General features: G+C 74.2%; 18 protein-coding genes and 1 pseudogene. 11 read left to right on the top strand and 8 right to left on the bottom strand.

All coding sequences use genetic code 11. The annotated features are described in order from the left end of the window. The first annotated feature begins 99 nt into the window (after window positions 1-99). The 4 genes from DRV84_RS04755 to xdhC all read left to right on the top strand — a co-directional run bounded on the left by DRV84_RS04755 (window position 100) and on the right by xdhC (window position 5,753). The gene (locus DRV84_RS04755; protein WP_115978930.1) at window positions 100-846 is read left to right on the top strand and encodes an ABC transporter permease; all 747 of its coding nucleotides are present in this window, start codon (window positions 100-102) and stop codon (window positions 844-846) included. A 214-nt stretch (window positions 847-1,060) separates the two neighbouring features. Next, the gene (gene xdhA / locus DRV84_RS04750; protein ID WP_115978735.1) at window positions 1,061-2,500 is read left to right on the top strand and encodes a xanthine dehydrogenase small subunit; all 1,440 of its coding nucleotides are present in this window, start codon (window positions 1,061-1,063) and stop codon (window positions 2,498-2,500) included. After that, window positions 2,497-4,860: a xanthine dehydrogenase molybdopterin binding subunit gene (gene xdhB, locus DRV84_RS04745; protein ID WP_115978734.1), complete on the top strand. Its 2,364-nt coding sequence runs from the start codon at window positions 2,497-2,499 to the stop codon at window positions 4,858-4,860. Before xdhA ends, xdhB begins: the two co-directional genes overlap by 4 nt. A gap of 11 nt (window positions 4,861-4,871) precedes the next feature. Beyond that, entirely contained in the window at window positions 4,872-5,753 is an 882-nt protein-coding gene (gene xdhC / locus DRV84_RS04740) for a xanthine dehydrogenase accessory protein XdhC (RefSeq protein WP_115978929.1), read from the top strand. Between the two features lie 83 nt (window positions 5,754-5,836). Here the strand turns inward: xdhC and DRV84_RS04735 are convergent, their stop codons facing one another. From DRV84_RS04735 to rpsD, 3 genes are all read right to left on the bottom strand, one after another. Continuing rightward, complete coding sequence (locus DRV84_RS04735) at window positions 5,837-6,763, bottom strand: prephenate/arogenate dehydrogenase family protein (RefSeq protein ID WP_115978733.1); 927 nt, start codon at window positions 6,761-6,763, stop codon at window positions 5,837-5,839. Then, entirely contained in the window at window positions 6,760-7,848 is a 1,089-nt protein-coding gene (gene hisC / locus DRV84_RS04730) for a histidinol-phosphate transaminase (protein WP_115978732.1), read from the bottom strand. The genes DRV84_RS04735 and hisC overlap by 4 nt, the downstream gene beginning before the upstream one ends. Window positions 7,849-7,996: 148 nt before the next feature. Beyond that, window positions 7,997-8,617: a 30S ribosomal protein S4 gene (rpsD, locus tag DRV84_RS04725; RefSeq protein WP_115978731.1), complete on the bottom strand. Its 621-nt coding sequence runs from the start codon at window positions 8,615-8,617 to the stop codon at window positions 7,997-7,999. Between the two features lie 285 nt (window positions 8,618-8,902). Between rpsD and DRV84_RS04720 the strand changes: the two genes are divergently transcribed. The 3 genes from DRV84_RS04720 to phbB all read left to right on the top strand — a co-directional run bounded on the left by DRV84_RS04720 (window position 8,903) and on the right by phbB (window position 11,932). After that, window positions 8,903-9,715, top strand: a complete 813-nt coding sequence (locus tag DRV84_RS04720; protein ID WP_115978730.1) for an EAL domain-containing protein — start codon at window positions 8,903-8,905, stop codon at window positions 9,713-9,715. Window positions 9,716-9,884: 169 nt separating this feature from the next. Then, on the top strand, window positions 9,885-11,060 hold the full coding sequence (locus DRV84_RS04715; protein ID WP_115978729.1) for an acetyl-CoA C-acetyltransferase: 1,176 nt from the start codon (window positions 9,885-9,887) through the stop codon (window positions 11,058-11,060). A gap of 149 nt (window positions 11,061-11,209) precedes the next feature. Next, on the top strand, window positions 11,210-11,932 hold the full coding sequence (gene phbB, locus DRV84_RS04710; RefSeq protein WP_115978728.1) for an acetoacetyl-CoA reductase: 723 nt from the start codon (window positions 11,210-11,212) through the stop codon (window positions 11,930-11,932). 52 nt (window positions 11,933-11,984) lie between these two features. On the opposite strand, the gene DRV84_RS04705 is transcribed toward phbB, so the two are convergent. From DRV84_RS04705 to DRV84_RS04695, 3 genes are all read right to left on the bottom strand, one after another. Continuing rightward, window positions 11,985-12,158: a DUF465 domain-containing protein gene (locus DRV84_RS04705; protein WP_115978727.1), complete on the bottom strand. Its 174-nt coding sequence runs from the start codon at window positions 12,156-12,158 to the stop codon at window positions 11,985-11,987. Window positions 12,159-12,248: 90 nt separating this feature from the next. Continuing rightward, complete coding sequence (locus DRV84_RS04700) at window positions 12,249-12,998, bottom strand: tRNA1(Val) (adenine(37)-N6)-methyltransferase (protein ID WP_115978726.1); 750 nt, start codon at window positions 12,996-12,998, stop codon at window positions 12,249-12,251. Continuing rightward, a complete protein-coding gene (locus DRV84_RS04695) occupies window positions 12,998-13,219 on the bottom strand; it encodes a putative signal transducing protein (protein WP_115978725.1) in 222 nt (73 codons plus the stop codon). Before DRV84_RS04695 ends, DRV84_RS04700 begins: the two co-directional genes overlap by 1 nt. 56 nt (window positions 13,220-13,275) lie before the next feature. Here DRV84_RS04695 and DRV84_RS04690 point away from each other — a divergent pair, with 56 nt between their 5' ends. The 3 genes from DRV84_RS04690 (at window position 13,276) to DRV84_RS04680 (ending at window position 20,283) form a co-directional block, all read left to right on the top strand. Beyond that, a complete protein-coding gene (locus tag DRV84_RS04690) occupies window positions 13,276-14,277 on the top strand; it encodes a polyprenyl synthetase family protein (RefSeq protein WP_115978724.1) in 1,002 nt (333 codons plus the stop codon). 70 nt (window positions 14,278-14,347) lie between these two features. After that, on the top strand, window positions 14,348-16,153 hold the full coding sequence (locus tag DRV84_RS04685) for an autotransporter assembly complex protein TamA (protein ID WP_115978723.1): 1,806 nt from the start codon (window positions 14,348-14,350) through the stop codon (window positions 16,151-16,153). Beyond that, window positions 16,153-20,283 carry a translocation/assembly module TamB domain-containing protein gene (locus DRV84_RS04680; protein ID WP_115978722.1) on the top strand — a complete coding sequence of 1,377 codons (4,131 nt, stop codon included), beginning with the start codon at window positions 16,153-16,155 and terminating at the stop codon, window positions 20,281-20,283. The genes DRV84_RS04685 and DRV84_RS04680 overlap by 1 nt, the downstream gene beginning before the upstream one ends. Window positions 20,284-20,358: 75 nt before the next feature. Here DRV84_RS04680 and hemE read toward each other — a convergent pair whose 3' ends face one another. Further along, window positions 20,359-21,393, bottom strand: a complete 1,035-nt coding sequence (gene hemE / locus DRV84_RS04675; protein WP_115978721.1) for a uroporphyrinogen decarboxylase — start codon at window positions 21,391-21,393, stop codon at window positions 20,359-20,361. Between the two features lie 103 nt (window positions 21,394-21,496). Between hemE and hemC the strand changes: the two genes are divergently transcribed. Further along, complete coding sequence (hemC, locus tag DRV84_RS04670; RefSeq protein ID WP_115978720.1) at window positions 21,497-22,447, top strand: hydroxymethylbilane synthase; 951 nt, start codon at window positions 21,497-21,499, stop codon at window positions 22,445-22,447. A gap of 312 nt (window positions 22,448-22,759) precedes the next feature. Here the strand turns inward: hemC and DRV84_RS04665 are convergent. After that, window positions 22,760-23,633, bottom strand: a pseudogene (locus tag DRV84_RS04665) (chromosome segregation protein SMC); the annotation flags it as partial.

Genomic DNA, 23,633 nt, shown 5'->3' with positions numbered 1-23,633 from the left:
ACCGAAACGACCAGCGCGCCCGCCCCCGTCGCCGCGCCGGAACAGGCCGCGCGCCCCGCCCTCGGCCGGCGCGTCGCCGCCGCGCTCGGCAGTCGCGCGGTGCTCGCCCCGGTGATCGCCACCCTCGTGCTGATCGCGCTCTGGGAGGCGCTCGTCGCCGCCAACGGCTGGCCCGACTACGTCATGGCCTCGCCCTCCGACCTGGTGCCCGCCTATGCCCAGTACTGGGAGCTCTTCCTCGTCATGGGCTGGCAGACGCTCTGGCGCACGGTGCTCGGCCTCGTGATCGCGGTGGTGGTGGGCGTCGGCCTCGGCATGGTCATGGGCTTCTCACGCACCATGCGCGACGCGCTCTATCCGCTGCTCGTGGGCTTCAACGCGATCCCGAAGGCGACCGTGGTGCCGATCGTCGCGCTGATGTTCGTGGGCGCGCACGACTTCAACACGGTGCTCATCGCCTTCATGATCTCCTTCTTCCCGATCGCCGTCTCGGTCTCGATCGGGCTTTCCACGCTCGAGCCCGAGTATCGCGACATCCTGCGCGCCCTCGGCGCCTCGCAGGCCACGATCTTCTGGAAGATCGCCCTGCCCAAGACCCTGCCGGAGTTCTTCGGCGCGCTGAAGGTCGCGGTGACGCTCGCCTTCATCGGCACCAACCTGATGGAGATCGTCTCGCCCCACGGCCGCGGGCTCGGCGCGCTCTTCGATTCGGGCAAGACGAACTCCGACTACCCGCTCATGTTCGCCGTGCTCATCGCGCTCGCCGTGCTGGGGATCCTGCTCTACTACGTCGTCGTCGTGCTCGAGAAGATCTTCGCCGGCTGGGCCGAACGCAGCCCCGGCTGAGGGGCGCCCGCCCGGCATCCCCGGCCCGGCGGCGGCCCGCACCGCCAGGACGAGCGCCGCCGCCCCGGCCCGGCGCCGGCCCGCACCGCCTCACCCCTTGTCAAAGCCGCGCCGGCGATGCAGCTTTCCTTATGGCGCGCGAACCGCCGGCCCCTTCTACGCCGCATCGAAGGGGAGCGCCCCGGCCCACGGGTATCGCGGCGAACACGTATCCATGCGCACAGCCTTCCTGCTCAACGGCATCCCCGTCGAGACCGAGACCCGTCCGACCGAAACACTCCTCGACTGGCTGCGCACGCACCGTGGCCTCACCGGCACGAAGGAGGGCTGCAACGAGGGCGACTGCGGCGCCTGCACCGTCGTCGTCACCGACCGCGAGCGCGGCGCGCGCGCGCTCAACGCCTGCATCCTCTTCCTGCCGCAACTCCACGGCAAGGCCGTGCGCACCGTCGAGGGCCTCGGCGACGACGGCGCCCCCCACCCCGCGCAACAGGCCATGGTCGACCACCACGGCAGCCAGTGCGGCTTCTGCACCCCGGGCTTCGTCGCGGCCATGGCCGCCGCCCACGCCGAAGAGCGCAGCGATCACGCCGACGCGCTCGCCGGCAACCTCTGCCGCTGCACCGGCTACGCGCCGATCCTGCGCGCCGCGAAAGCGATCGAAACCGCCCCCCGCCCCGCGTGGGTCGCCGGGGACCGCGCCGCCCTCGACACGCACCGGTCCTTCTTCTTGGGCGAAATATCCTCGGGGGGTGAGGCGGCGCAGCCGCCGAGGGGGGCAGACAGCCCCCCTGACCCCGCCTGCGTCCTGCCCGAAACCTCCGATCAGCTCGCCACGTGGTACGCCGCGCACCCCGACGCCACGCTGATCGGCGGCGCGACGGACGTCGGCCTCTGGGTGACGAAGGAGCTGCGCGATCTCGGGCCGGTGGCCTTCCTGCACCGCTGCCGCGACCTGCAGGAGATCGAGGTGGGCGAGCGCGAGATCCGCATCGGCGCCGCGGTCACGCTCGACCGGGTGCGCGCGCTGATGGCGGAGTATCATCCGTCCTTCGCCGAGCTCCTGCGGCGCTACGGCTCGGCGCAGGTGCGCGCGGCGGCGACGCTCGGCGGCAACATCGCCAACGGCTCGCCCATCGGCGACAGCCCGCCGCCGCTCATCGCGCTCGGCGCGACGCTTCACCTGCGCCACGGCGCGACGCGGCGCAGCCTGCCGCTCGAGGACTTCTTCCTCGACTACGGCCGCCAGGACCGCGCGCCGGGCGAGTTCGTCGAGGCGGTGAGCTTCCCGCGCCGCCCCGACCGGCTGCGCGTCTGGAAGGTCTCCAAGCGCTTCGATCAGGACATCTCGGCGGTCTGCGGCGCCTTCGACCTCGCGGTCGAGGACGGCCGCATCGCCGCCGCGCGCATCGCCTTCGGCGGCATGGCCGCCACGCCGAAGCGCGCCCGCGCGGTGGAGACGGCGCTCCTCGGACAGCCGCTCACGCCCGAGGGCGTGGCCGCCGCCGACGCGGCCTGGACCGAGGATTTCCGCCCGATCTCGGACATGCGCGCCTCGGCGGACTACCGCCTCAATGTCGCGCGCAACCTGCTCCAGCGCTACGCGCTCGACCATGCAGGAAGGGCGACCAGCGTCCTGGAGGTGCGCCCATGAGCGTCGCGAAGCCCCTGCCTCACGACGCCGCGGCGCGCCACGTCGACGGCACTGCGCGCTACGTCGACGACATCCCCGTGCCCGCGGGCACGCTGCACCTCTGTTTCGGCACGAGCACGGTGGCGCGCGGGCGGGTGACGGCGATGGACCTCACCCCCGTGCGCGCGGCGCCCGGCGTCGTCGCGGTGCTGACGGCGGAGGACCTGCCGCTGCCGGCGGATGTCTCGCCCTCGGCGCACGACGAGCCGCTCCTTTCGGACGGCACGGTGCACTACGCGGGCCAGCCGCTCTTCCTCGTCGTGGCCGAAAGCCATTTGCAGGCGCGCAAGGCCGCCCGGCGCGCGCAGGTGAGCTACGAAGAGGACCCCCCGATCCTGACGGTGGACGAGGCGCTCGCCGCCGGGTCGCGCTTCGAGGAGGGGCCGCGCGTCTACGGCCGGGGCGACGTGGAGGCCGCGCTCGCGACCGCGCCGCAGGTCGCCGAGGGCGAGATCGAGATCGGCGGGCAGGAGCACTTCTACCTCGAGGGGCAGGCGGCGCTCGCGCTCCCGCAGGAGGGCGGCGACATGATCGTCCACGCCTCCTCCCAGCACCCGACCGAGATCCAGCACAAGGTGGCCGACGCGCTCGGCCTGCCGATGCACGCGGTGCGCGTCGAGGTGCGGCGCATGGGCGGCGGCTTCGGCGGCAAAGAGAGCCAGGGCAACGCGCTCGCCGTGGCCTGCGCCGTCGCGGCGCGCGCCACGGGGCGGCCCTGCAAGATGCGCTACGACCGCGACGACGATTTCATCATCACCGGCAAGCGCCACCCCTTCGTCATCCGCTACCGCGCCGGCCACGACGCCGAGGGGCGGCTGCTGGCCGTGGAGTTCCGGCAATACGCCGTCTGCGGCTGGTCGCAGGACCTGTCGCTGCCGGTGGCCGACCGCGCGATGCTGCACGCCGACAACGCCTACTGGCTGCCCCACGTGCGGATCGAGAGCCACCGGCTGAAGACCAACCACCAGTCCCACACCGCCTTCCGCGGCTTCGGCGGCCCGCAGGGCATGGTGGGGATCGAGCGTGTGCTGGACCATGTCGCGCACCGGGTCGGGCGCGACCCGGTCGAGGTGCGCCGGCTGAATTACTACGCGGAGGCGGAGGAAGGGGGGCCGTCGGCCCCCCTCGGCGGCGATGCCGCCTCACCCCCCGAGGATATTTCCGCCAAGAAGAAGGCCCCGCGGGACCGCCGCGTGACGCCCTACGGGCAGGTGGTGGAGGATTTCGTCCTGGGGGCGATGACGGAGCGCCTGCTGGAGACGAGCGATTATGCCGCGCGGCGGGCGCGGGTGGCGGAGTGGAATGCGCAGAACGACGTGATCAAGTGCGGGCTCGCGCTGACGCCGGTGAAATTCGGCATCTCCTTCACGCTCACCCATCTCAACCAGGCGGGCGCGCTGGTGCATGTCTACCAGGACGGCTCGGTGGCGCTGAACCACGGCGGCACCGAGATGGGCCAGGGGCTGTTCCAGAAGGTGGCGCAGGTGGCCGCATCGGTCTTCGGCCTGCCGATGGAGGCGGTGCGGATCACCGCCACCGACACGGGCAAGGTGCCCAACACCTCCGCCACGGCGGCGTCTTCGGGGTCGGACCTGAACGGGATGGCGGTGCGGCTCGCCAGCGAGGAGATCGCGGGGCGGATGGCGGCGTTCCTCGCCGAGCGGCATCAGGTGAAACCGGAGGCCGTGCGCTTTCGTGACGGCCGGGTCGAGGTGGGCGCCGAGAGCTACGCCTTCGCCGAGGCGGCGCGCGCCTGCTGGATGGGGCGCGTGAGCCTCTCGGCGACAGGGTATTACCGGACGCCGGACATCTCCTGGGACCGGATGAAGGGCGCGGGGCGGCCGTTCTACTACTTCGCCTACGGCGCGGCGGTGAGCGAGGTCGCGGTCGACACGCTGACCGGCGAGCACCGCATCCTGCGCGCGGATATCCTGCACGACGCCGGCGCCAGCCTGAACCCGGCGCTCGACCGCGGCCAGATCGAGGGCGGCTACGTGCAGGGCGCGGGGTGGCTGACGACGGAGGAGCTCGTCTGGGACGGGGCCGGGCGGCTCCGGACGCATGCGCCCTCGACCTACAAGATCCCGGCGGCCTCGGACGCGCCGGAGGTCTTCGAGGTGGATTTCTGGCAGGCGGAGAACCGCGCCGAGACGATCCATCGCTCCAAGGCGGTGGGCGAGCCGCCCCTGATGCTGGGGATCTCGGTGCTGATGGCGCTTTCGGACGCGGTGGCGGCCTGCGGGCCGGGCTACCCGGCGCTCGACGCGCCGGCGACGCCGGAGCGGGTGCTCGCTGCCATCGACCGGGTGCGCGGGGGATGAGCGCGGCGGCGCTGCGTTTCGACCGGGCCGCCCTCGCCCGGGCGGTGGCGCGGGAGGGGCGCGTGGCGCGAGTCGTCGTCACCGCGGCGGAGGGCTCGGCCCCGCGCGAGGCGGGCGCGGCGATGCTCGTCTGGCACGGCGGGCAGGAGGGCACCATCGGCGGCGGCGCGCTGGAGTGGGAGGCGGCGGCGCGGGCGCGGCGGTGCCTCGACGCGGGGCGCGACGCGGCGCGGCGGGTGCCGCTCGGCCCCGGGCTCGGCCAGTGCTGCGGCGGCGCGGTGCGCCTGCTGTGGGAGGTCTACGACGCGGCGCGGCTGGCGGAGGTGCCGGAGGCCGGGCTCTACGCGCGGCCCCTGCCGGGCGCGGACGGTGGCGCGGCGCCGGTGGCGCCCGGCGTCGCCGGGGGCTGGATCGCCGAGGCGGTGGCGCCCGCGGGCCGACCGCTCTGGATCTGGGGGGCGGGGCACGTAGGCCGCGCGCTGGTCGGCGTGCTCGCGGCCCTGCCGGGGCGCGCGATCACCTGGGCCGACACCGGGCCGGAGCGGTTCCCCGAGGCGGTGCCGGAGGGGGTCGAGACCGTGCCGGCGGCGGATCTGCCACGGCTCGCGGCCCATGCGCCGGAGGCGGCGGAGCACCTGATCCTGACCTACAGCCACGACATCGACCTCGCGCTTTGCGATGCGCTGCTGCGCCGGGGCTTCGCGGGCTGCGGGCTGATCGGCTCGGCGACGAAGCGGGCGCGCTTCCGCTCGCGCCTGCGGGCGATGGGCCATGCGGAGGAGGCCGTTGCCCGCATTCGCTGTCCGATCGGCGACCCAACGCTCGGCAAGCATCCGCAGGCGATCGCCGTGGGCGTGGCGGCGGAGATGCTGCGCGCGGAGGCGGCGGAGTGAGACGGCCCGCCGGGACGCGGGGACCGCGCCGCCGTCGATCGAGGCGCCTGCGCGCGCGGCGCCGGCGGGCCGCGCGCGTTGGGCTAGGAGCCCGTCTTCACCCGGCCGAAATCGGGCGCGTCGGTGTCCTGCCCGGCCTCGATGATGCCGCGGCGGATCGCGCGGGTACGGGTGAAATAGGCGTGCAGCATCTCGCCGTCGCCGGTGCGGATGGCGCGCTGCAACGCGAAGAGCTCCTCGGTGAAGCGGCCGAGGATCTCGAGCGTGGCGTCCTTGTTCGTCAGGAACACGTCGCGCCACATCGTCGGGTCGGAGGCCGCGATGCGCGTGAAGTCGCGGAAGCCCGCGGCCGAGTACTTGATGACTTCGCTGTCGGTGACGCGGCGCAGGTCGTCGGCGACGCCCACCATCGTATAGGCGATGAGATGCGGCGCGTGGCTCGTCACGGCGAGGACGAGGTCGTGGTGATCGGCGTCCATCTCGTCGACATGCGCGCCCATGCCCGCCCAGAGCGCGCGGAGCCGCGCGGTGGCCGCCGGGTCCGTCTCCGGCTGCGGCACCAGCAGGCACCAGCGGTTTTCGAAGAGCGTGGCGAAGCCCGCGCGCGGCCCCGAGTGCTCCGTCCCGGCGAGGGGATGGGCCGGGATGAAGTGCACGCCCGCGGGGATGTGCGGCGCCACGGCGTCCACGACCGCGCGCTTGACCGAGCCCACGTCCGTCACCGTGGCGCCCGGCGCGAGGTGCGGCGCGATCTCCTCGGCGAGCGCGCCCATGGCGCCCACGGGCGCGGCGAGCACGACGAGATCGGCGCCGACGACGGCTTCGGCCGCGGTCTCGGTCACCCGGTCGCAGAGCCCGATCTCCTGCGCGGTGGCGCGCGTCTCGGCGGAGCGGGCGGTGCCCACCACCTCGCGGGCGAGGCCCGCGCCGCGGATCGCCCAGGCCATCGAAGAGGCGATGAGGCCGAGACCGATCAGCGCGACGCGATCGTAGAGGGGCGCGGCGCTCATGCCGCGCGGGCCCTGAAGCGGCCGACGGCCTCGACCACCCGGCGGCAGGCGCTTTCGTCGCCGACCGAGATGCGCAGGCACTCCGGCAGGTTGTAGCCGGCCACCGGGCGCACGATCAGCCCCTCGGACTTCAGGAAGGCGTCGCAGGCGCGCGCCTCCTCGGCGTCGGCGAAGCGGGCGAGCACGAAGTTGGCGTGGCTCGGGTCAGAGGCCACGCCATGCGCCGCGAGCCCCTCGGCGAGGAGCGCGCGCAGGCGCGCGTTGTCGCGCCGGCAGCGGTCCACGAAGACGGTGTCGGTCACCGCCGCCTCCGCCGCGGCGAGCGCCGGCGTCGAGAGGTTGAAGGGCCCGCGCACGCGGTTCAGCACGTCGGCCACGTGATCCGGGCCGTAGCCCCAGCCGACGCGCAGCCCCCCCAGCCCGTAGATCTTGGAGAAGGTGCGCGTCATCACGACGTTCGAGCGCGCCTCCACCAGCGCCGCGCCGCCGTCGAAGCCCTCGACGTATTCGGCGTAGGCGCCGTCGAGCACGAGAAGCGCCTGCTCGGGCAGTCCGGCGGCGAGACGGGCGACCTCCGCCTCGGGAATCATCGTGCCCGTGGGGTTGTTCGGATTGGCGACGAAGACGAGGCGCGTGCGCTCGCTCGCCGCGGCGAGGATCGCGTCGACGTCCGTGGTGCGTTCGCGCTCGGGCACCTCGACGGGCGTCGCCCCGCTCGCCAGCGCGCTGATGCGGTACATCGAGAAGCCGTGCTCGGTGTGGATCACCTCCGCCCCCGGGCCGGCGTAGGCCTGACAGAGGAAGGCGATGATCTCGTCGCTGCCCACCCCGCAGACGACGCGCGCCGGGTCCACCCCGTGCGCGGCGCCGATCGCCGCGCGCAGGGCCGCGTGATCGGTGGGCGGGTAGCGGTGAAGCCCGGCGGCGGCGGCCCGCACGGCCTCGACCGCGGCGGGGGGCGGGCCGTGGGGGTTCTCGTTCGAGCTGAGCTTGACCGGAGAGGCCACGCCCGCGGCGGCGGAGGCGCCGCCTTGGTAGGGCGCGATCTCGAGAATGCCGGCGCGCGGCTGGATGGGCTGCGTCATGGGCCTCTCCCCTGTCCGGCCTCTCCGCTGTGCGCCCCGTCATAACGCCCGCGCCGGCGCGCGACCAGAGGCCACCGACGCGGCGTCGCGACACACGAAAGGCGGCGGGGACACCCCGCCGCCCTGTCGGTCCGGCGCGCGGGCCGTATCAGTTCTGCGCGTAGAACTCGATGACGAGGTTCGGTTCCATGACGACCGGGTAGGGCACGTCCGAGAGGCCCGGCGTGCGCACGAAGCGCGCGGTCATCTTGGAGTGATCGACCTCCATGTAGTCGGGCACGTCGCGCTCGGGCGACTGGATCGCCTCGAGCAGCGCGGTCATCTGCTTGGACTTTTCGCGCACCTCGATCACGTCGCCCTCGCGGACGCGGTAGGAGGGGATGTTCACCCGCTTGCCGTTCACGAGGACGTGGCCGTGGTTCACGAACTGGCGCGCGGCGAAGATCGTCGGCACGAACTTGGCGCGGTAGACCACCGCGTCGAGGCGCCGCTCCAGAAGGCCGATCAGAAGCTCGCCGGTGTCGCCGCGCTTGCGCTCGGCCTCGGCGAAGATGCGGCGGAACTGCTTTTCGGTCAGGTCGCCGTAGTAGCCCTTGAGCTTCTGCTTGGCGCGCAGCTGCAGGCCGAAGTCGGACATCTTGCCCTTGCGGCGCTGCCCGTGCTGGCCGGGGCCGTATTCGCGGCGGTTCACGGGGCTCTTGGCGCGGCCCCAGATGTTCTCGCCCATGCGGCGGTCGATCTTGTACTTGGCAGAGGTGCGTTTGCTCACCGTCTGATCTCCTTCGCTGCCGGGGCCCTCCTCCGCCCTCGCGGGCGTCGTCGGGCCGCCTGTTGCGCCGCGCGCCCCCGGGGGCCGCCACGGCGATGGAAGGGCGTTGTCCTTTGCCGGCGCCCGCGGCGGGGCGCGCGGCCGACAGGCATCCCCTCGCGGGGGCCGCCAACACCAATGGAGCGCGCCGTATACACGGCCCGACCGCGCCGTCAAGGCGTGGGGCGCTTAACCGTCGCTTAGGGCCTCGCGGTGCAGGCTCGCCCCGAGAGAGGGGAGCCGCCCATGACCCGCCACGACCCCGTCGCCGACAGCCCGCTCGACCACGCGGTCGCCGCGCGCGACAGCGCGACGTTGCGCATGGTCGAAGAGGCGGTGCACCACCGGCAGGTGCTTCTCGCCTTTCAGCCGATCGCCGTGGCGGCCGAACCGGGCCGCACCGCCTTCTGGGAGGGGCTGGCGCGCGTGCTGGACGAGACCGGGCGAATCATCCCGGCGCGCGATTTCATCCACGCGATCGAGGAGACGGAGACCGGCCGGCTGATCGACTGCGTCGCGCTGGAAAAGGGGCTCGCCGCGCTCGCGCGCGCGCCCGATCTGCGCCTCGCGGTGAACATGTCGGCGCGCTCCATCGGCTTCCCGCGCTGGCGCGCCACGCTCGACCGCGCGCTCCGCCGCGACGCGCGCCTCGGCGAGCGGCTGATCCTCGAGATCACCGAGCAGTCGGCGATGCTCATGCCCGAGATCGTGGCGAGCTTCATGGCCGATCAGCAACGCCGCGGCGTCGCTTTCGCGCTCGACAACTTCGGCGCGGGCGCGACGGCGCTGCGCCACTTCAAGCATTTCACCTTCGACGTCCTCAAGATCGACGGGCAGTTCGTGCGCGGCGTGGAGGCCGACGCCGACAACCAGGTGCTCACCGGCGCCATCGTCGCCATCGCGCGGCAGTTCGACATGCTCACCGTCGCGCAGCAGGTGGAGCGCCCGGCGGAGGCGGACACGCTGCGCGCGCTCGGGGTCGACTGCCTGCAGGGCCACCACGTCGCCGCGGCCACGACACGCCCGCCCTGGGCGGAGCGCCCCCGCGAGACCGGCTGAGGCGCCACCGGCGCGGCGCGCAAGGCGCTTGCAAGCGCCTTGCGCCAAGCGGCTTGCAAGCCGCTTGGGCGGCGCCGCCGACGCGTTGCCGCGGCGCGGCGGATGCAGTATTGACGCGAGGGAGGATGGCGCCCGCACGGGCGCCGCGCGCCCAGTCTGGAGGACCAGCATGACCAACGTCGTAATCGCCTCGGCCGCCCGCACCCCGGTGGGCAGCTTCAGCGGTGCCTTTTCCACCGTCCCCGCGCACGACCTCGGCAAGACCGTGCTCGAAGCGCTGGTCGCCCGCGCCGGGATCGACGCCTCCGAGGTCAGCGAGACCATCCTCGGCCAGGTGCTCACCGCCGCGCAGGGCATGAACCCGGCGCGGCAGGCGCACGTCAACGCCGGGCTGCCGATCGAATCCGCCGCCTGGAGCATCAACCAGGTCTGCGGCTCGGGCCTGCGCTCGGTCGCGCTCGGCGCGCAGCAGATTCAGCTGGGCGACGCCCAGATCGTCTGCGCCGGCGGGCAGGAGAACATGACCCTCGCGCCGCATGCCGCGCATCTGCGCGCCGGGCACAAGATGGGCGACGTCACCTACATCGACACGATGATCCGCGACGGGCTCTGGGACGCCTTCAACGGCTACCACATGGGCCAGACCGCCGAGAACGTCGCCGAGAAGTGGCAGATCAGCCGCGAGCAGCAGGACGAATTCGCGCTCGCCAGCCAGCACAAGGCCGAGGCCGCGCAGAAGGCGGGCCGCTTCGAGGACGAGATCGTGCCGGTCACCGTCAAGGGCCGCAAGGGCGACACCGTGGTGGAGCAGGACGAATACATCCGCCACGGCGCCACCATCGAGAACATGCAGAAGCTGCGCCCCGCCTTCGCCAAGGACGGCAGCGTCACCGCCGCCAACGCGAGCGGCATCAACGACGGCGCGGCCGGCGTTCTGCTGATGACCGCCGAAGAGGCCGAGCGCCGCGGCATCGAGCCGCTCGCGCGGATCGTCTCCTACGCGACCGCGGGCCTCGACCCCTCGATCATGGGCATGGGCCCCGTCCACGCCAGCCGCAAGGCGCTGGAGAAGGCCGGCTGGAAGCCCGAGGACCTCGACCTCGTCGAGGCGAACGAAGCCTTCGCCGCGCAGGCCTGCGCGGTGAACAAGGACATGGGCTGGGACCCGGAGATCGTGAACGTCAACGGCGGCGCGATCGCCATCGGCCACCCGATCGGCGCCTCCGGCGCGCGCGTGCTCAACACGCTCCTCTTCGAGCTCAAGCGCCGCGGCGCGAAGCGCGGGCTCGCCACGCTCTGCATCGGCGGCGGCATGGGCGTCGCGGTCTGCGTGGAGCGGCCCTGAGGCCGCGCCGGGCACGGGAGGACGAGGGGCGCTCCGGCGCCCCTTTTTCCTGAGGGCTGGCGGAAAACAGGGCGCGCAACAATGTTGCGCATCGCGGCCACACAGGATACGCAATCTTTCAAAGAACGAATTGGAACTGGAGGACAGACATGGCACGAGTCGCGCTCGTCACCGGCGGCACCCGCGGGATCGGAGAGGCGATCTCCAAGAAGCTGAAGGCCGACGGCTACGAGGTCGCCGCCACCTACGCGGGCAACGACGAGAAGGCGCAGGCCTTCACCGACGCCACCGGCATCAAGACCTACAAGTGGAACGCGGCCGACTACGAGGCCTCCAAGGCGGGCATCGAAAAGGTCGAGGCGGAGCTCGGCCCGATCGACGTGGTGGTCGCCAACGCCGGGATCACCCGCGACGCGCCCTTCCACAAGATGACGCCCGAGCAGTGGCGCGAGGTGGTCGACACCAACCTCACCGGCGTCTTCAACACGATCCACCCGGTCTGGCCCGGCATGCGCGAGCGCAAGTTCGGCCGCGTGATCGTGATCTCCTCGATCAACGGGCAGAAGGGCCAGTTCGGTCAGGTGAACTACGCCGCGACGAAGGCCGGCGACCTCGGCATCGTCAAGAGCCTCGCGCAGGAGGGCGCGCGTTTCGGCATCACCGCGAACGCGGTCTGCCCCGGCTACATCGGCACCGACATGGTGATGAACGTGCCCGAGAAGGTGCGCGAGGCGATCATCGGGCAGATCCCCGTCGGGCGCCTTGGCGAGCCCGAGGAAATCGCGCGCTGCGTCGCCTTCCTCGCCGCGGACGACGCGAGCTTCGTCACCGGCTCCACGATCAGCGCGAACGGCGGGCAGTTCGTCGTCTGAGCCCGCCGCCCGGCCGATCATCGCGCCGGCCCGCGCGGGCCGGCGCCACCGCTCAGGCGATCCGCTCGCTCAGGCGCTGGATCTCCTCCTTGAGCTTGAGCTTCTGCTTCTTCAGCTCGGCGATGCGCTCGTCGGCGGTGCCGGGCGCGCGCTGCGCCGCCTCGACCTCCTCGGACAGGACCTTGTGCCGCCGTTTCAGCTCCTCGACGTGGGCGCTCAGGCTCATGGTGTCCTCCTCTTTCAAGACCCCCTCACTGCAGCACAAAGCGGGCCACCTGTCACGCCGCAGGCGCAGCATCGCGGCCCTGCGGCGGGCTCATGCCGGGAAGTCGAGCGCCGCGCCCTCGCGCAGCACGGCGCGCAGGCGGCCGGTGAAATGCTCGCGATCGCCCGGATGCGCGGCGCCCTCGTGCAGCACCTCGCCCGCGTGCAGGCGGAAGGCCGCGCGCCCGCCCGCCCGCGCGCGCGCGACGATCAGCCGCGCGGCGCGCCCCGCCCGCGGCCAGAGCGGCAGCACCTCGGGGCTGCCGACGGAGGCTGGCAGGCCCGAGAGGATGTCGGGCAGCCGCTCGGCGCGGTGAATCAGCGTGAGCGTGCCGCGCGGGGCGAGGCGCTTCGCCGCCGCGGCGAGCCAGGTGGCGAGCGGCGCGCCCTCGCCGAGCCCCGTCTCGCGCCCCGCGTCGGCGGCCGGGACGGAGGCCGTGCGCGCGAACCACGGCGGGTTGAGCATGACGTGATCGAAGCGCCGCGCCTTGAGCGCGCCGGGCATCGCGGCGACGTCCCCCTCGACCACCTCGAGCGCGAGCGCGTTGCGCGCCGCGTTCGCCCGGGCGAGCGCCGCCATCTCGGGCAGAAGCTCGAGCGCGGCCTGCGCGAGCCCCGGCACCCGCGCGCCCAGCGCGAGCGAGGCGACCCCCGCCCCGCAGCCGAGCTCCAGCACGCTCTCGCCCGGCCGGGCCGGCACCGCGGCGGCCATCACGATCGGGTCGATCCCGGCGCGATAGCCGCGCGCGGGCTGTTCCACGGTCAGCCGCCCGCCGAGGAAGGCATCCTCGGTGGTCTCCATCACCCCTCGCCCGGCAGCGGCACCTCGTGCTCGCGCAGCACGGCGGCCGCGCGGAAGTGATCGGCGCTGCGCACCATCAGCCGCCGCGGCAAAATGCCGATGGACCCTTCGAGGACGCTCATATTTACGTCGAACTCGAAGACATCTATATCCTCCGCCCGAAGGAGCGCCTGCACATAGGCGATCAGCGCGATATCGTTGGTCCGCAGCAGCTCTTTCATGGGCGGGAATTAGGCCGGAAGAGCGGGGGCTGTCGAGTCCCGCCGACGAGGGAGCGATGAGTCTGGACCAGAGCGCGCAGAAACCGCAGGATCGCCTCGCGGCGTATCTTTCCGAGGACCTTGAGCGCGTCGATGCGCTGATCCGCGAGCGGATGGCGTCGAAGCACGCGCCGCGCATCCCGGAGGTTACGGCGCATCTGGTGGAGGCCGGGGGCAAGCGGATCCGCCCGATGCTGACCCTCGCGGCGGCGCGGCTCTTCGGCTACGCGGGCGCGCATCACGTGCTGCTGGCGACGACGGTGGAGTTCATCCATACCGCGACGCTTCTGCACGACGACGTGGTGGACGAGAGCGGCCAGCGCCGCGGGCGACCGACGGCCAACCTCCTCTGGGACAACAAGTCGAGCGTGCTGGTGGGCGATTACCTATTCGCGCGGGCCTTCCAGCTCATGGTGGAGACCGAGTCGCTCCGCGTGCTCGACATCCTGTCCGACGCCGCGGCGACCATCGCCGAGGGCGAGGTCCTGCAGCTTCAGGCGGCGCGCAACCTCGCCACGACCGAGGAGACCTACCTGCAGGTCGTGCGCGGCAAGACCGCGGCGCTCTTCTCCGCGGCGACCGAGGCGGGCGCGGTGATCTCGGGCGCGGACGCGGACGCGCAGCGCGCGCTCTACACCTACGGCGACGCGCTCGGCATCGCCTTCCAGATCGCCGACGACCTGCTGGACTGGCAGGGCGACGCGGGCGCGACCGGCAAGAACGTCGGCGACGACTTCCGCGAGCGCAAGCTGACGCTGCCGATCATCAAGGCCGTCGCCGCCGCCGACGCCGAGGAGCGCGCCTTCTGGGCCCGCACCATCGAGAAGGGCGACCAGCGCGACGGCGATCTGGAGCATGCGCGCGCGCTGATGGAGCGCCACGGCGCGCTCGCCGCCACGCGGGCGGAGGCGCTGGACTGGGCGGCGCAGGCCCGCGCGGCGCTCGCCGAGCTGCCGGCGCACGAGCTGCGCGATCTCCTCGGCGCGCTGGCGGAGCAGGCGGTGTCCCGCTTGGCGTGAGATGGCGCGCGCGGGGCATGTTGCCCGGCCCCGCGGAATGCCCCATGCTCTGCCCCGTGATCCTTCGGGAGTGACCGTGCGCCTTCGTGCCTGCCTCGCCTCCATCGTGACCGCCGCCGCCCTCCTCGCCGGGGGGCCGCTCGCCGCCGCGGAGATCCGTCTCGACGTGGAGGGGCTCGGCGACGCGCTGCGCGACGACCTGCGCGCCGCGCTCCTCACGCGCGAGATCGAGCGCACGGAGGACCCGAGCGCGCAGGACCTCGTCGCCGCCGCGCAGGCGGATTACCGCCGCATTCTCACCGTCCTCTACGACGCGGGCTTCTTCGGCGCCTCGGTCTCGATCGAGGTGGACGGGACGGAGGCGGCCGAGCTCTCGCCCATCGCCGCGCCCGAGCGTGTCGAGCGGGTGACCTACCGCGTCCGCGCCGCGCAGCGCTTCAGCTTCGGGCTGGCCCAGATCGGCCCCCTCGCCCCCGGCACGACCCCGCCCGAGGCGTTCCGGCCGGGCCGCGCCGCGCGCACCGAGCGGATTCAGGGCGCGATCGACGCCGCGGTCGCCGACTGGCGCGCGATCGGCCACGCCAAGGCGCGGATCGCGCGCGAGCGCATCCTCGCGCGCCACGGCGCGCGCCGGCTCGACGTGACGCTCGACGTCGCGCCGGGGCCGCGGCTGCGCTTCGGCACGCTCGAGGTGACGGGCAACGCGGGCGTGCGCACCGCGCGCATCCGCGCCATCGCCGGACTGCCCGAGGGCGCGGTCTTCGACCCAGAGGAAGTCGAACGCGCGACGCGGCGCCTGCGCCGGACGGAGGCCTTCTCGGCCGTCGCGCTCCGCGAGGCGGAGACGCCGGGGCCCGACGGCACGCTCGACATCGCGGCCACGGTGCAGGAGGCGCCGCGCCGCCGCGTCGGCTTCGGCGCGGAACTCAACTCGGTGGAGGGGGCCGCCGTCTCGGCCTACTGGCTGCACCGCAACCTTCTCGGCGGGGCGGAGCGGCTGCGCATCGAGGGCGACGTCTCGGGCATCGACGGCGGCACCGACGGGCTCGACTATCGCCTGCGCACCGAGGTGCGCCGCCCGGCGACCTTCGGCTCGGACACCGACCTGCGCGCGACGCTCGCCTTCGAGCGCCTCGGCGAGCCCAATTTCGACAGCACGTCGGCCCGGGCCGTCGTCGGCCTCGACCGGATCGTGCGCGAGGGCTTCGAGGTCTTCGCCGGCGCCGGGCTGCGCTACGAGGACAGCGAGACGGTCTTCGGCTCCGAGGGACACAGGCAGGTCATCCTGCCGCTCGAGGCGACCTACGACCGCCGCGACGACCCGGTGGACCCGCGGGCGGGTTATTTCCTCGGCGCCACCGCCCTGCCCTTCGTCGCGCTCGACGACGACGCCTCCGGCCTGCGGCTGACCGCCGACGCGCGCGCCTACCGCGCGGTCGGCTTCGACGATCGCGTGGTCCTCGCCGGGCGGCTGCAGCTCGGCTCGGTGATCGGCCCGGAGCTGCGCGACGCCGTGGCGGAGGATCTCTTCTTCTCCGGCGGCGGCGGCACGGTGCGCGGGCAGGACTACCAGTCGCTCGGCATCGACGTGCCCGCGCTCGGCGGCACCTCGGGCGGGCGCTCCTTCGTGGGGCTCTCGGCGGAGGTGCGCGGGCGCCTGACCGAGCGGATCAGCCTCGTGGGCTTCTACGACCGCGGCACCATCGGGCGCGACGCGCTGCCCGACGCCGACAGCCCGAGCCACGCCGGCGCGGGCCTCGGGCTGCGCTACGACACGGGCTTCGGGCCGATCCGCCTCGACGTGGCGACGCAGGCCGACGCGGACGCCGCGGGCGAGGACGTCTTCTTCTACATCGGCATCGGGCAGGCCTTCTGATGCGCACGCTCCTCATCGCCCTCGCGCTCCTGACGCTCGCCCTGCCCATGCCCGCGGCGGCGCAGGACGAGGGGCCGGGGCGCCTCGCCCGGCTTCTGCAGGACGCGTTCTCGGGGGCCGGGCGCGATGTGCGGATCGAGGGCTTCGAGGGCGCGCTCTCGAGCAGCGCGACGATCGAGCGGCTGACGATCGCGGACGCGCGCGGCGTGTGGTTCACCGCCGAGGGGGTCGCGCTCGACTGGAACCGCGCCGCGCTCCTGCAGCGCCGCGTCGCGGTGGAGCGATTCGCCGCCGAGCGGATCGAGATGCCGCGCCGCCCGGACCCGGCCGAGCGCGCCGCCGACCTGCCCGCCCCGGAGGCGCAGCCGTTTTCCCTGCCCGAGCTTCCCGTCTCGCTGCAGATCGGCGCGATCGCGGCGGAGGAGGTCGCGCTCGGCGCGCCCGTCCTCGGCGAGGCGATGCGGCTCACCCTCGAGGGGTCCGCGCGCCTGCAGCGCGGCGGCGGGGCGCTGTCGCTCGCCCTGCGCGCGGAGCGCACCGACGCCCGGCGCGGGGTGATCGCGCTCGACGCCGCCTTCGATCCGGAGGCGGCGACCGCGGATCTCGACCTCTTGTTCGACGAGGGGCCCGGCGGCCTCGTGGCGCAGGCGCTGGGCATCCCCGGCGCGCCGCCGCTCCGGCTGGAGGCCGCGGGCGCCGGCCCGGTCGACGCGCTCGACGTCGACATCCGCCTCGCCAGCGACGGGACGGAGCGGCTGACCGGCCGCGTGGCGCTGCGCGGCCCCGATGAGACGGGCGGCGACTGGCGCGCGGCGCTCGATCTCGGCGGCGACATGACGCCGCTCTTCGCGCCCGAGCTGCGCGGCTTCTTCGGCCCCGACGTGCAGCTGAGCGGCGTCGCGCGCCGCGCGCCGGCCGGGGCGTTCGCGGTCGAGGAACTCACCCTCGACACCCGCGCCCTGCGCCTCGACGGGGCGGTGACCCTCGGCGCGGACGGCTGGCCGCGCGCCGTCGATGTGACGGGCGAGATCGCCGCGCCCGACGGCGGGCCGGTGCGCCTGCCCACGGGCGGCGCGGCGGTGCGGATCGACCGCGCCGCGCTGTCGCTCGCCTACGACGCGGCGCGGGGCGAGGCCTGGCGGGGCCGGCTCTCGGTCGCGGAACTGCAGGGCCCGGATCTGAGCGCGGTGGAACTCCGCCTCGGCGGCGCGGGCACGCTCCGCCCGCCGGCGGGGGAGACGCCGGGCCGCGTGACGGCCGACCTGCGGATCGACGGCGACGGGCTCGGGCTCAGCGACGCGGCGCTCGCCGCGGCGCTGGGGCCCGAGCTGATCGGCACGCTGCGCCTCGCCTACACGGGCGGCGGCCCGCTGACCGTCGAGGAGATGGACCTCTCCGGCGCGGATTACGCGCTGACCGGGGGCGTCGCGCTCTCGGGCCTCTCCGCCGGCTTCGAGGCGGAGATCGACGCGGCGCTCGCCGCCGAGAGCCTCGCGCGGTTCGGCCCGCTCGCCGGGCGCGACCTCGGCGGCGCTGCGGACCTCGCGGTCGCCGGGCGCGTCACGCCGCTCTCTGGCGCCTTCGACCTGCAGGTCAAAGGCACGGGCCGCGACCTCGCCCTCGGCGTGCCGATGGCCGATCGCCTGCTCGCGGGGCGCAGCACGCTCGACGTCGCCGCGGCGCGCGGGCCGGAGGGGCTGACGCTCCGCCGGTTGGACGTCGCGACGCCCGCGCTGACCCTCGAGGCCGAGGGCCGCGCCTCGAGCGACGGCAGCCGGCTGCGCTACGCCGCCGGGCTCACGGACCTCTCGCGCCTCTCGGCCGACGGCCGCGGCGCCGGGCGCGCGCGCCTCTCCGGCGAGGCGACGCTCGACGGCCGGACGCTCGCGGCGCTCTCGGTCTCGGGGCAGATCACGGGGCCGGAGGGCGCGCGGGCCGCCGTGCCGCTCGGCCCGCGGGAGACGCTGCGCCTCGCGGGCGGGAGGGTGTCGGCCACGCTCGACGGGGACGCCGGGCGCTGGAACCTCGAGACGCAGCTCGACGCGCCCACGGTCGCGGGCGTCGCGGCCGCGGCGCTGCGGCTCGAGGGGGACGGCACGCTGACACCCGGAGAGGCCACCCCCCTGCCGCGCGCGGCCGCGGGGCGCATCGCGCTGACCGCGGAGGGGCTCGACGCCGGGGACCCGGACCTCGCCGCGGCGCTCGGCGACCGGCTGTCGCTGGCGACGCGGCTCGACTACGGGGAGGAGGGCGGCCTCGCGCTCTCGGATCTGGAGCTGAGCGCCGACGCGGCGCGGCTCGCCGGCGAGATCGCGCTCGCGCCGCCCTTCGCCGCGCCGGCCGCGCAATTCGACCTCGCGCTTGAGACCGGGCCGCTCGGCCGTTTCTCGGGGATCGCGGGGCGCGCGCTCGGCGGCCGCGCCACCGCCACCCTGACGGGCGCGGCCGACGCTGGCGCCGAGACCTTCGACGTCACGCTCGACGCCGCGCTGCGCGACGCGCGCCTCGGCGCCGCGCCGCTCGACGCGCTCCTCGGGCGCGACGCGACGCTCTCGCTCGCGGCCCGGCGCACGGAGGCGGGGCGGATCGCCGTGCCGCGCCTGCGGCTCGAGGGCGCGGGCCTCTCGGCGCGCGCCTCGGGCGACGCGCGCGCGGCGGACTACGCCCTGCGCCTCGCCGACGTGGGCGTGCTCGTCCCGGATTTCACCGGCCCCGCGACGCTCGAGGGCCGCGCGCGCGCCGTGGCGGCGGGCTGGCGGGTGGACGCCGAGGCCACCGGGCCGGGCGGGAGCGCGGCGGAGATCGCGGGCACGGTGGCGAACAACCTGCGCCTCGACCTCTCGGCGCGCGGGACGGCGCCCCTCGGCCTCGCCAACGCGGTGCTCGCGCCCCGCCGGCTCGACGGGGCGGCGCAGTTCGACCTGCGCATCGCGGGGCCGCCGCGGCTCTCCTCCGTCTCGGGGCGCGTCACGGCCGGGGACGCGCGGCTGTCGCTGCCCGCGGCGCGGATGACGCTCGATCCGATCCGGGCCGAGGTCGCGCTCGCGAACGGGCGCGCGCAGCTCGACCTCGCCGCGCAGCCCGACACCGGCGGGCAACTGTCGCTCGCCGGAGAAACCGCCCTGCGCCCGCCCTTCGCCGGGGACCTTGAGATCGCGCTCGACCGCGTCGGGCTGCGCGACCCGCGGCTCTACGAGACAACCGTGGACGGCACGCTGACGGTGCAGGGCCCGCTCACCGGCGGCGCGACGATCGCCGGGCGGCTGTCGCTGCCGGGCGCGGAGGTGCGCGTGCCATCGAGCGGGGTGACCGCGCTCGGCGCGCTGCCGCAGGTGCGCCACGTCGCGCCGCCGCCGGCCGTGCGCCGCACCCTGTCCTACGCCGGGCTCACCCCCTCGGGGGAGAGCCCGCGCGAGGCCGAGGGTCGCCCGCCCCGCGCCTATCCCCTCGACCTGGAAATATCCGCGCCGGCGCGCATCTTCGTGCGCGGGCGCGGGCTCGACGCCGAGCTCGGCGGCACGCTGCGGCTCACCGGGACGACCGCCGCCCCGATCCCGCAGGGCGGGTTCGAGCTCATCCGCGGGCGGCTCGACCTGCTGGGGGAGCGCTTCCGGCTTTCGGAGGGCGTCGCGCGGATCGAGGGCGATTTCACCCCCTACCTGCGGCTCGTGGTGACGACCGAGCGCGACGACGTGAGCGTCTCGATCGTCCTCGAGGGGCAGGCCGACGACCCGGAGGTGCGCTTCACCTCGACGCCGCCGCTGCCGGAGGACGAGGTGCTCGCCCAGCTTCTCTTCGGGCGCGGGGTCGAGGATCTCTCGGCGCTGCAGCTCGTGCAGCTGGCCAACGGCGTGGCGACGCTGTCCGGTCGGGGCAACGGCGCCTTCGCGGCGCTGCGCAGCGGGCTCGGGTTCGACGATCTCGACATCGCGGAGACCGAGGAGGGCGGCGCGGCGGTGCGCGCCGGCGCCTATCTCTCCGAGAACATCTACACCGACGTCACGGTGGAATCGGGCGGGCGTTCCGAGATCAACCTGAACCTCGACCTGTCGCCCGACGTCACGGTGCGCGGCGGCGTCTCGACCGGGGGCGAGTCGCGCCTCGGCATCTTCTACGAGCGCGATTACTGAGCCCGGCGAATTTTCGGACGGAAATTCGCCGGGCTCGGCGGGGGGAGAAAATCCTTCGTAGGAAGGATTTTCGGCTCAGCCGCCCCGGACCGCGTCGATCATGCGCTGCACGTTCTCCGGGTCCGCGTCCGGCGTGATGCCGTGGCCGAGGTTGAAGATGTGCGGCCCGCCGGAGAGGGCGCGCACGATACGCTGGGTCTCCTCCACCAGCGCCGCGCCCCCGGTCACCATGTGCGAGGAGGCGAGGTTGCCCTGCACGCAGCCGTCGGTCTGGACATGCGCGGCGGCCCATTCCGGGCTCACCCCGTCGTCGAGCGCCACGCAGTCCACGCCGGTCGCCCGGGCGAACCCCTCGTAGGCTTCCCCTGCGCCGCGCGGGAAGCCGATCACCGGCAGCCCCGGATGGCGCGCCTTGAGCGCCGCGGTGATGCGGCGGCAGGGCTCGACCGCGTAGCGCTCGAAATCCGCGCCCCGGAGCGAGCCCGCCCAGCTGTCGAAGACCTTGACGCATTCCGCGCCCGCCTCGACCTGTTTCGAGAGGTATTCGACCGTCCCGGCCTCGAGCAGCCGGATCAGCCGGTCGAAAAGCGCCGGGTTCTCGTCCTTGAGCTTGTGCGCCGGGCCCTGGTCGGGCGTGCCGCGCCCCGCGATCATGTAGGTCGCCACGGTCCACGGCGCGCCGGCAAAGCCGATGAGCGTCGTCTCGGCGGGCAGCTCCCGCGAGAGGATGCGCACCGTCTCGTAGACCGGGTTCAGCGTCTCGTGCACCGCCTCGGCGGGCTTCAGCGCCTCGAACTCCGCCTCCGTCGTCATGGTCGAAAGGCGCGGCCCCTCGCCGGTGACGAACCAGAGATCGGCGCCGAGCGCCTGCGGCAGCAGAAGGATGTCGGCGAAGAGGATCGCCCCGTCGAAGCCGTAGCGGCGGATCGGCTGCAGCGTCACCTCCGCGGCGAGATCGGGCGTGTAGCAGAGCGACAGGAAATCGCCCGCCTTCGCCCGCGTCGCGCGGTACTCCGGCAGGTAGCGCCCCGCCTGCCGCATCATCCAGATCGGCGGCACCGGCAGCGTCTCGCCCGCCAGCGCCCTCAGGATCGTCTTCGTCTCGGCCATCGTCGCCCTTTCCGCAGCTTCGCAGGGATGCGTCGCCGCCCCCGGGCCCGCTGTCAAGCCGGAGACGCTTGTCAGGCGCACCTGACAGCCTTAGACGGGGGGCATGAGCATCGCCCTGCCCTCCCCCGACGCGCCGCTGAAGATCGGCACCCGTGGTTCGCCCCTCGCCCTCGCGCAGGCCTACGAGACGCGCGACCGGCTCGCCGCGGCCTTCGACCTGCCCGAGGACGCCTTCGAGGTCGTCAAGATCAAGACGACAGGCGACGCGGTCCTCGACCGGCCGCTGAAGGAGATCGGCGGCAAGGGCCTCTTCACCCGCGAGATCGAGCAGGCGCTCATCGACGGCGGCATCGACATCGCCGTGCACTCGATGAAGGACATGCCGTCGGAGCAGCCGCCGGGCCTCACGCTTGACACCTACCTGCCGCGCGAGGACATGCGCGACGCCTTCGTCAGCCCGCATCACGCCGGGCTGGCCGCCCTGCCCGAGGGCACGGTGGTCGGCACCAGTTCGCTGCGCCGGCGCGCGCAGCTTCTCTGGCGGCGGCCGGACCTCTCGGTGGTGGAATTCCGCGGCAACGTGCAGACGCGGCTCCGGAAGCTCGAGGACCGGGTCGCCGACGCGACCTTCCTCGCCATGGCGGGGCTGCGGCGGCTCGAGATGACGCATGTCGCGCGCGGCCCCATCGCGCCCGAGGACATGCTGCCGGCGGTCGCGCAGGGCGCCATCGGGATCGAGCGGCGCGAGGACGACGCGCGCACCGCCGAGATGCTCGCGGCGATCCACGACGCCCCGACCGCGACGCTGCTGGGGGCCGAACGCGCCTTCCTCGCCACGCTCGACGGCTCCTGCGACACGCCGATCGCCGGGCTCGCCGAGGTCGAGGGCGGCACGATCCGCCTGCGCGGCGAGATCCTGCGCCCCGACGGCTCCGAGTGCCTCTCGGACGACGCGACCGCCCCGGTCGAGGACGGCCCGGCGCTCGGCCGCGAGATGGCCGAGAAGCTCCTCGCGCAGGGCGGCCCCGGCTTCTTCGACTGGCGCGCAGCCTGAGGGTGCGGGCCACGCAGCCCGTCCCGGCAGATCGCCACGGCGCCGCCTGACGGCGGGTGCGGCGCTCGGTCGTCGCAGGCGCCTGCCACGGCGCCCTTTCCGGCGCCGTGCACAGGCGCCGCCCCGTGGTACCCCGACGGCATCAATCCGGCGCCTCGCAAGGAGTGACGGCGGGCGCGCAGAGCCCCAGCGGCGCGGTCGTCGCAGGCGCCCCCGCCAGCGACGCGCACAGGCGCCGCCCCGGGGCACCCCGACGGCATCACTCCGGCGCCTCGCAAGAAGTGACGGTGGGCGCACGGCGGCGGCGCGCGCTCAGGCGACCATTTTCTCCGCCCGGCGCAGGTCCACGCTCACGAGCTGGCTGACGCCCTGCTCGACCATGGTCACGCCGAAGAGCCGGTCCATCCGCCCCATCGTGACCGCGTGGTGGGTGATGATGAGGAAGCGCGTGTCGGCGCGGCGGCGCATCTCGTCCAGAAGATCGCAGAAGCGGGTGACGTTGGCGTCGTCGAGCGGCGCGTCCACCTCGTCGAGCACGCAGATCGGCGCCGGATTGGCGAGGAACACCGCGAAGATCAGCGCGAGCGCGGTCAGCGTCTGCTCGCCCCCGGAGAGCAGCGAGAGCGTCGAGAGCTTCTTCCCTGGCGGCTGGCACATGATCTCGAGCCCCGCCTCCAGCGGGTCGTCGGATTCGACCATGACGAGCTTCGCCTCGCCGCCGCCGAAGAGATGGGTGAAGAGCGTGGCGAAATTCGCGTTCACCTGCTCGAAGGCGGTGAGCAGCCGCTCGCGCCCCTCGCGGTTGAGCGCGGCGATGCCCGAGCGGAGCTTGGCGATCGCCTCCTCGAGATCGGCCTTCTCCTGCGCGAGGGTGTCGTGCTCGGCCTGCACCTCGCGGGCGTCCTCCTCGGCGCGCAGGTTCACCGCGCCGAGCCCGTCGCGCTGGCGCTTGAGCTTCGCCACCTCGGCCTCGAGCGTTTCGGCATCGGAGAGGGTGCCGGGATCGACGCCGAGCCGCTCCAGCAGCGCGGCGGGCGCGAGATCCCAGGCTTCCATGATGCGCGCCTCGGCCTCCTCGGCCGCCTCGCGGGCGGCCTCGGCGCGCGCCTCGGCGGCGGCCTCGGCGGCGCGGGCGTCGGCGGCGGCGCGTTCGGCGGCGCGCTCGGCCTCGGCGGCCTCGCGGCTC

It is taken from the genome of Rhodosalinus sediminis, assembly GCF_003385555.1.
In the GTDB taxonomy this organism is placed as follows: domain Bacteria; phylum Pseudomonadota; class Alphaproteobacteria; order Rhodobacterales; family Rhodobacteraceae; genus Rhodosalinus; species Rhodosalinus sediminis.
The sequence above is the reverse complement of the archived record's forward strand: the minus strand, read 5'-3'. Positions and strand labels throughout refer to the sequence as shown.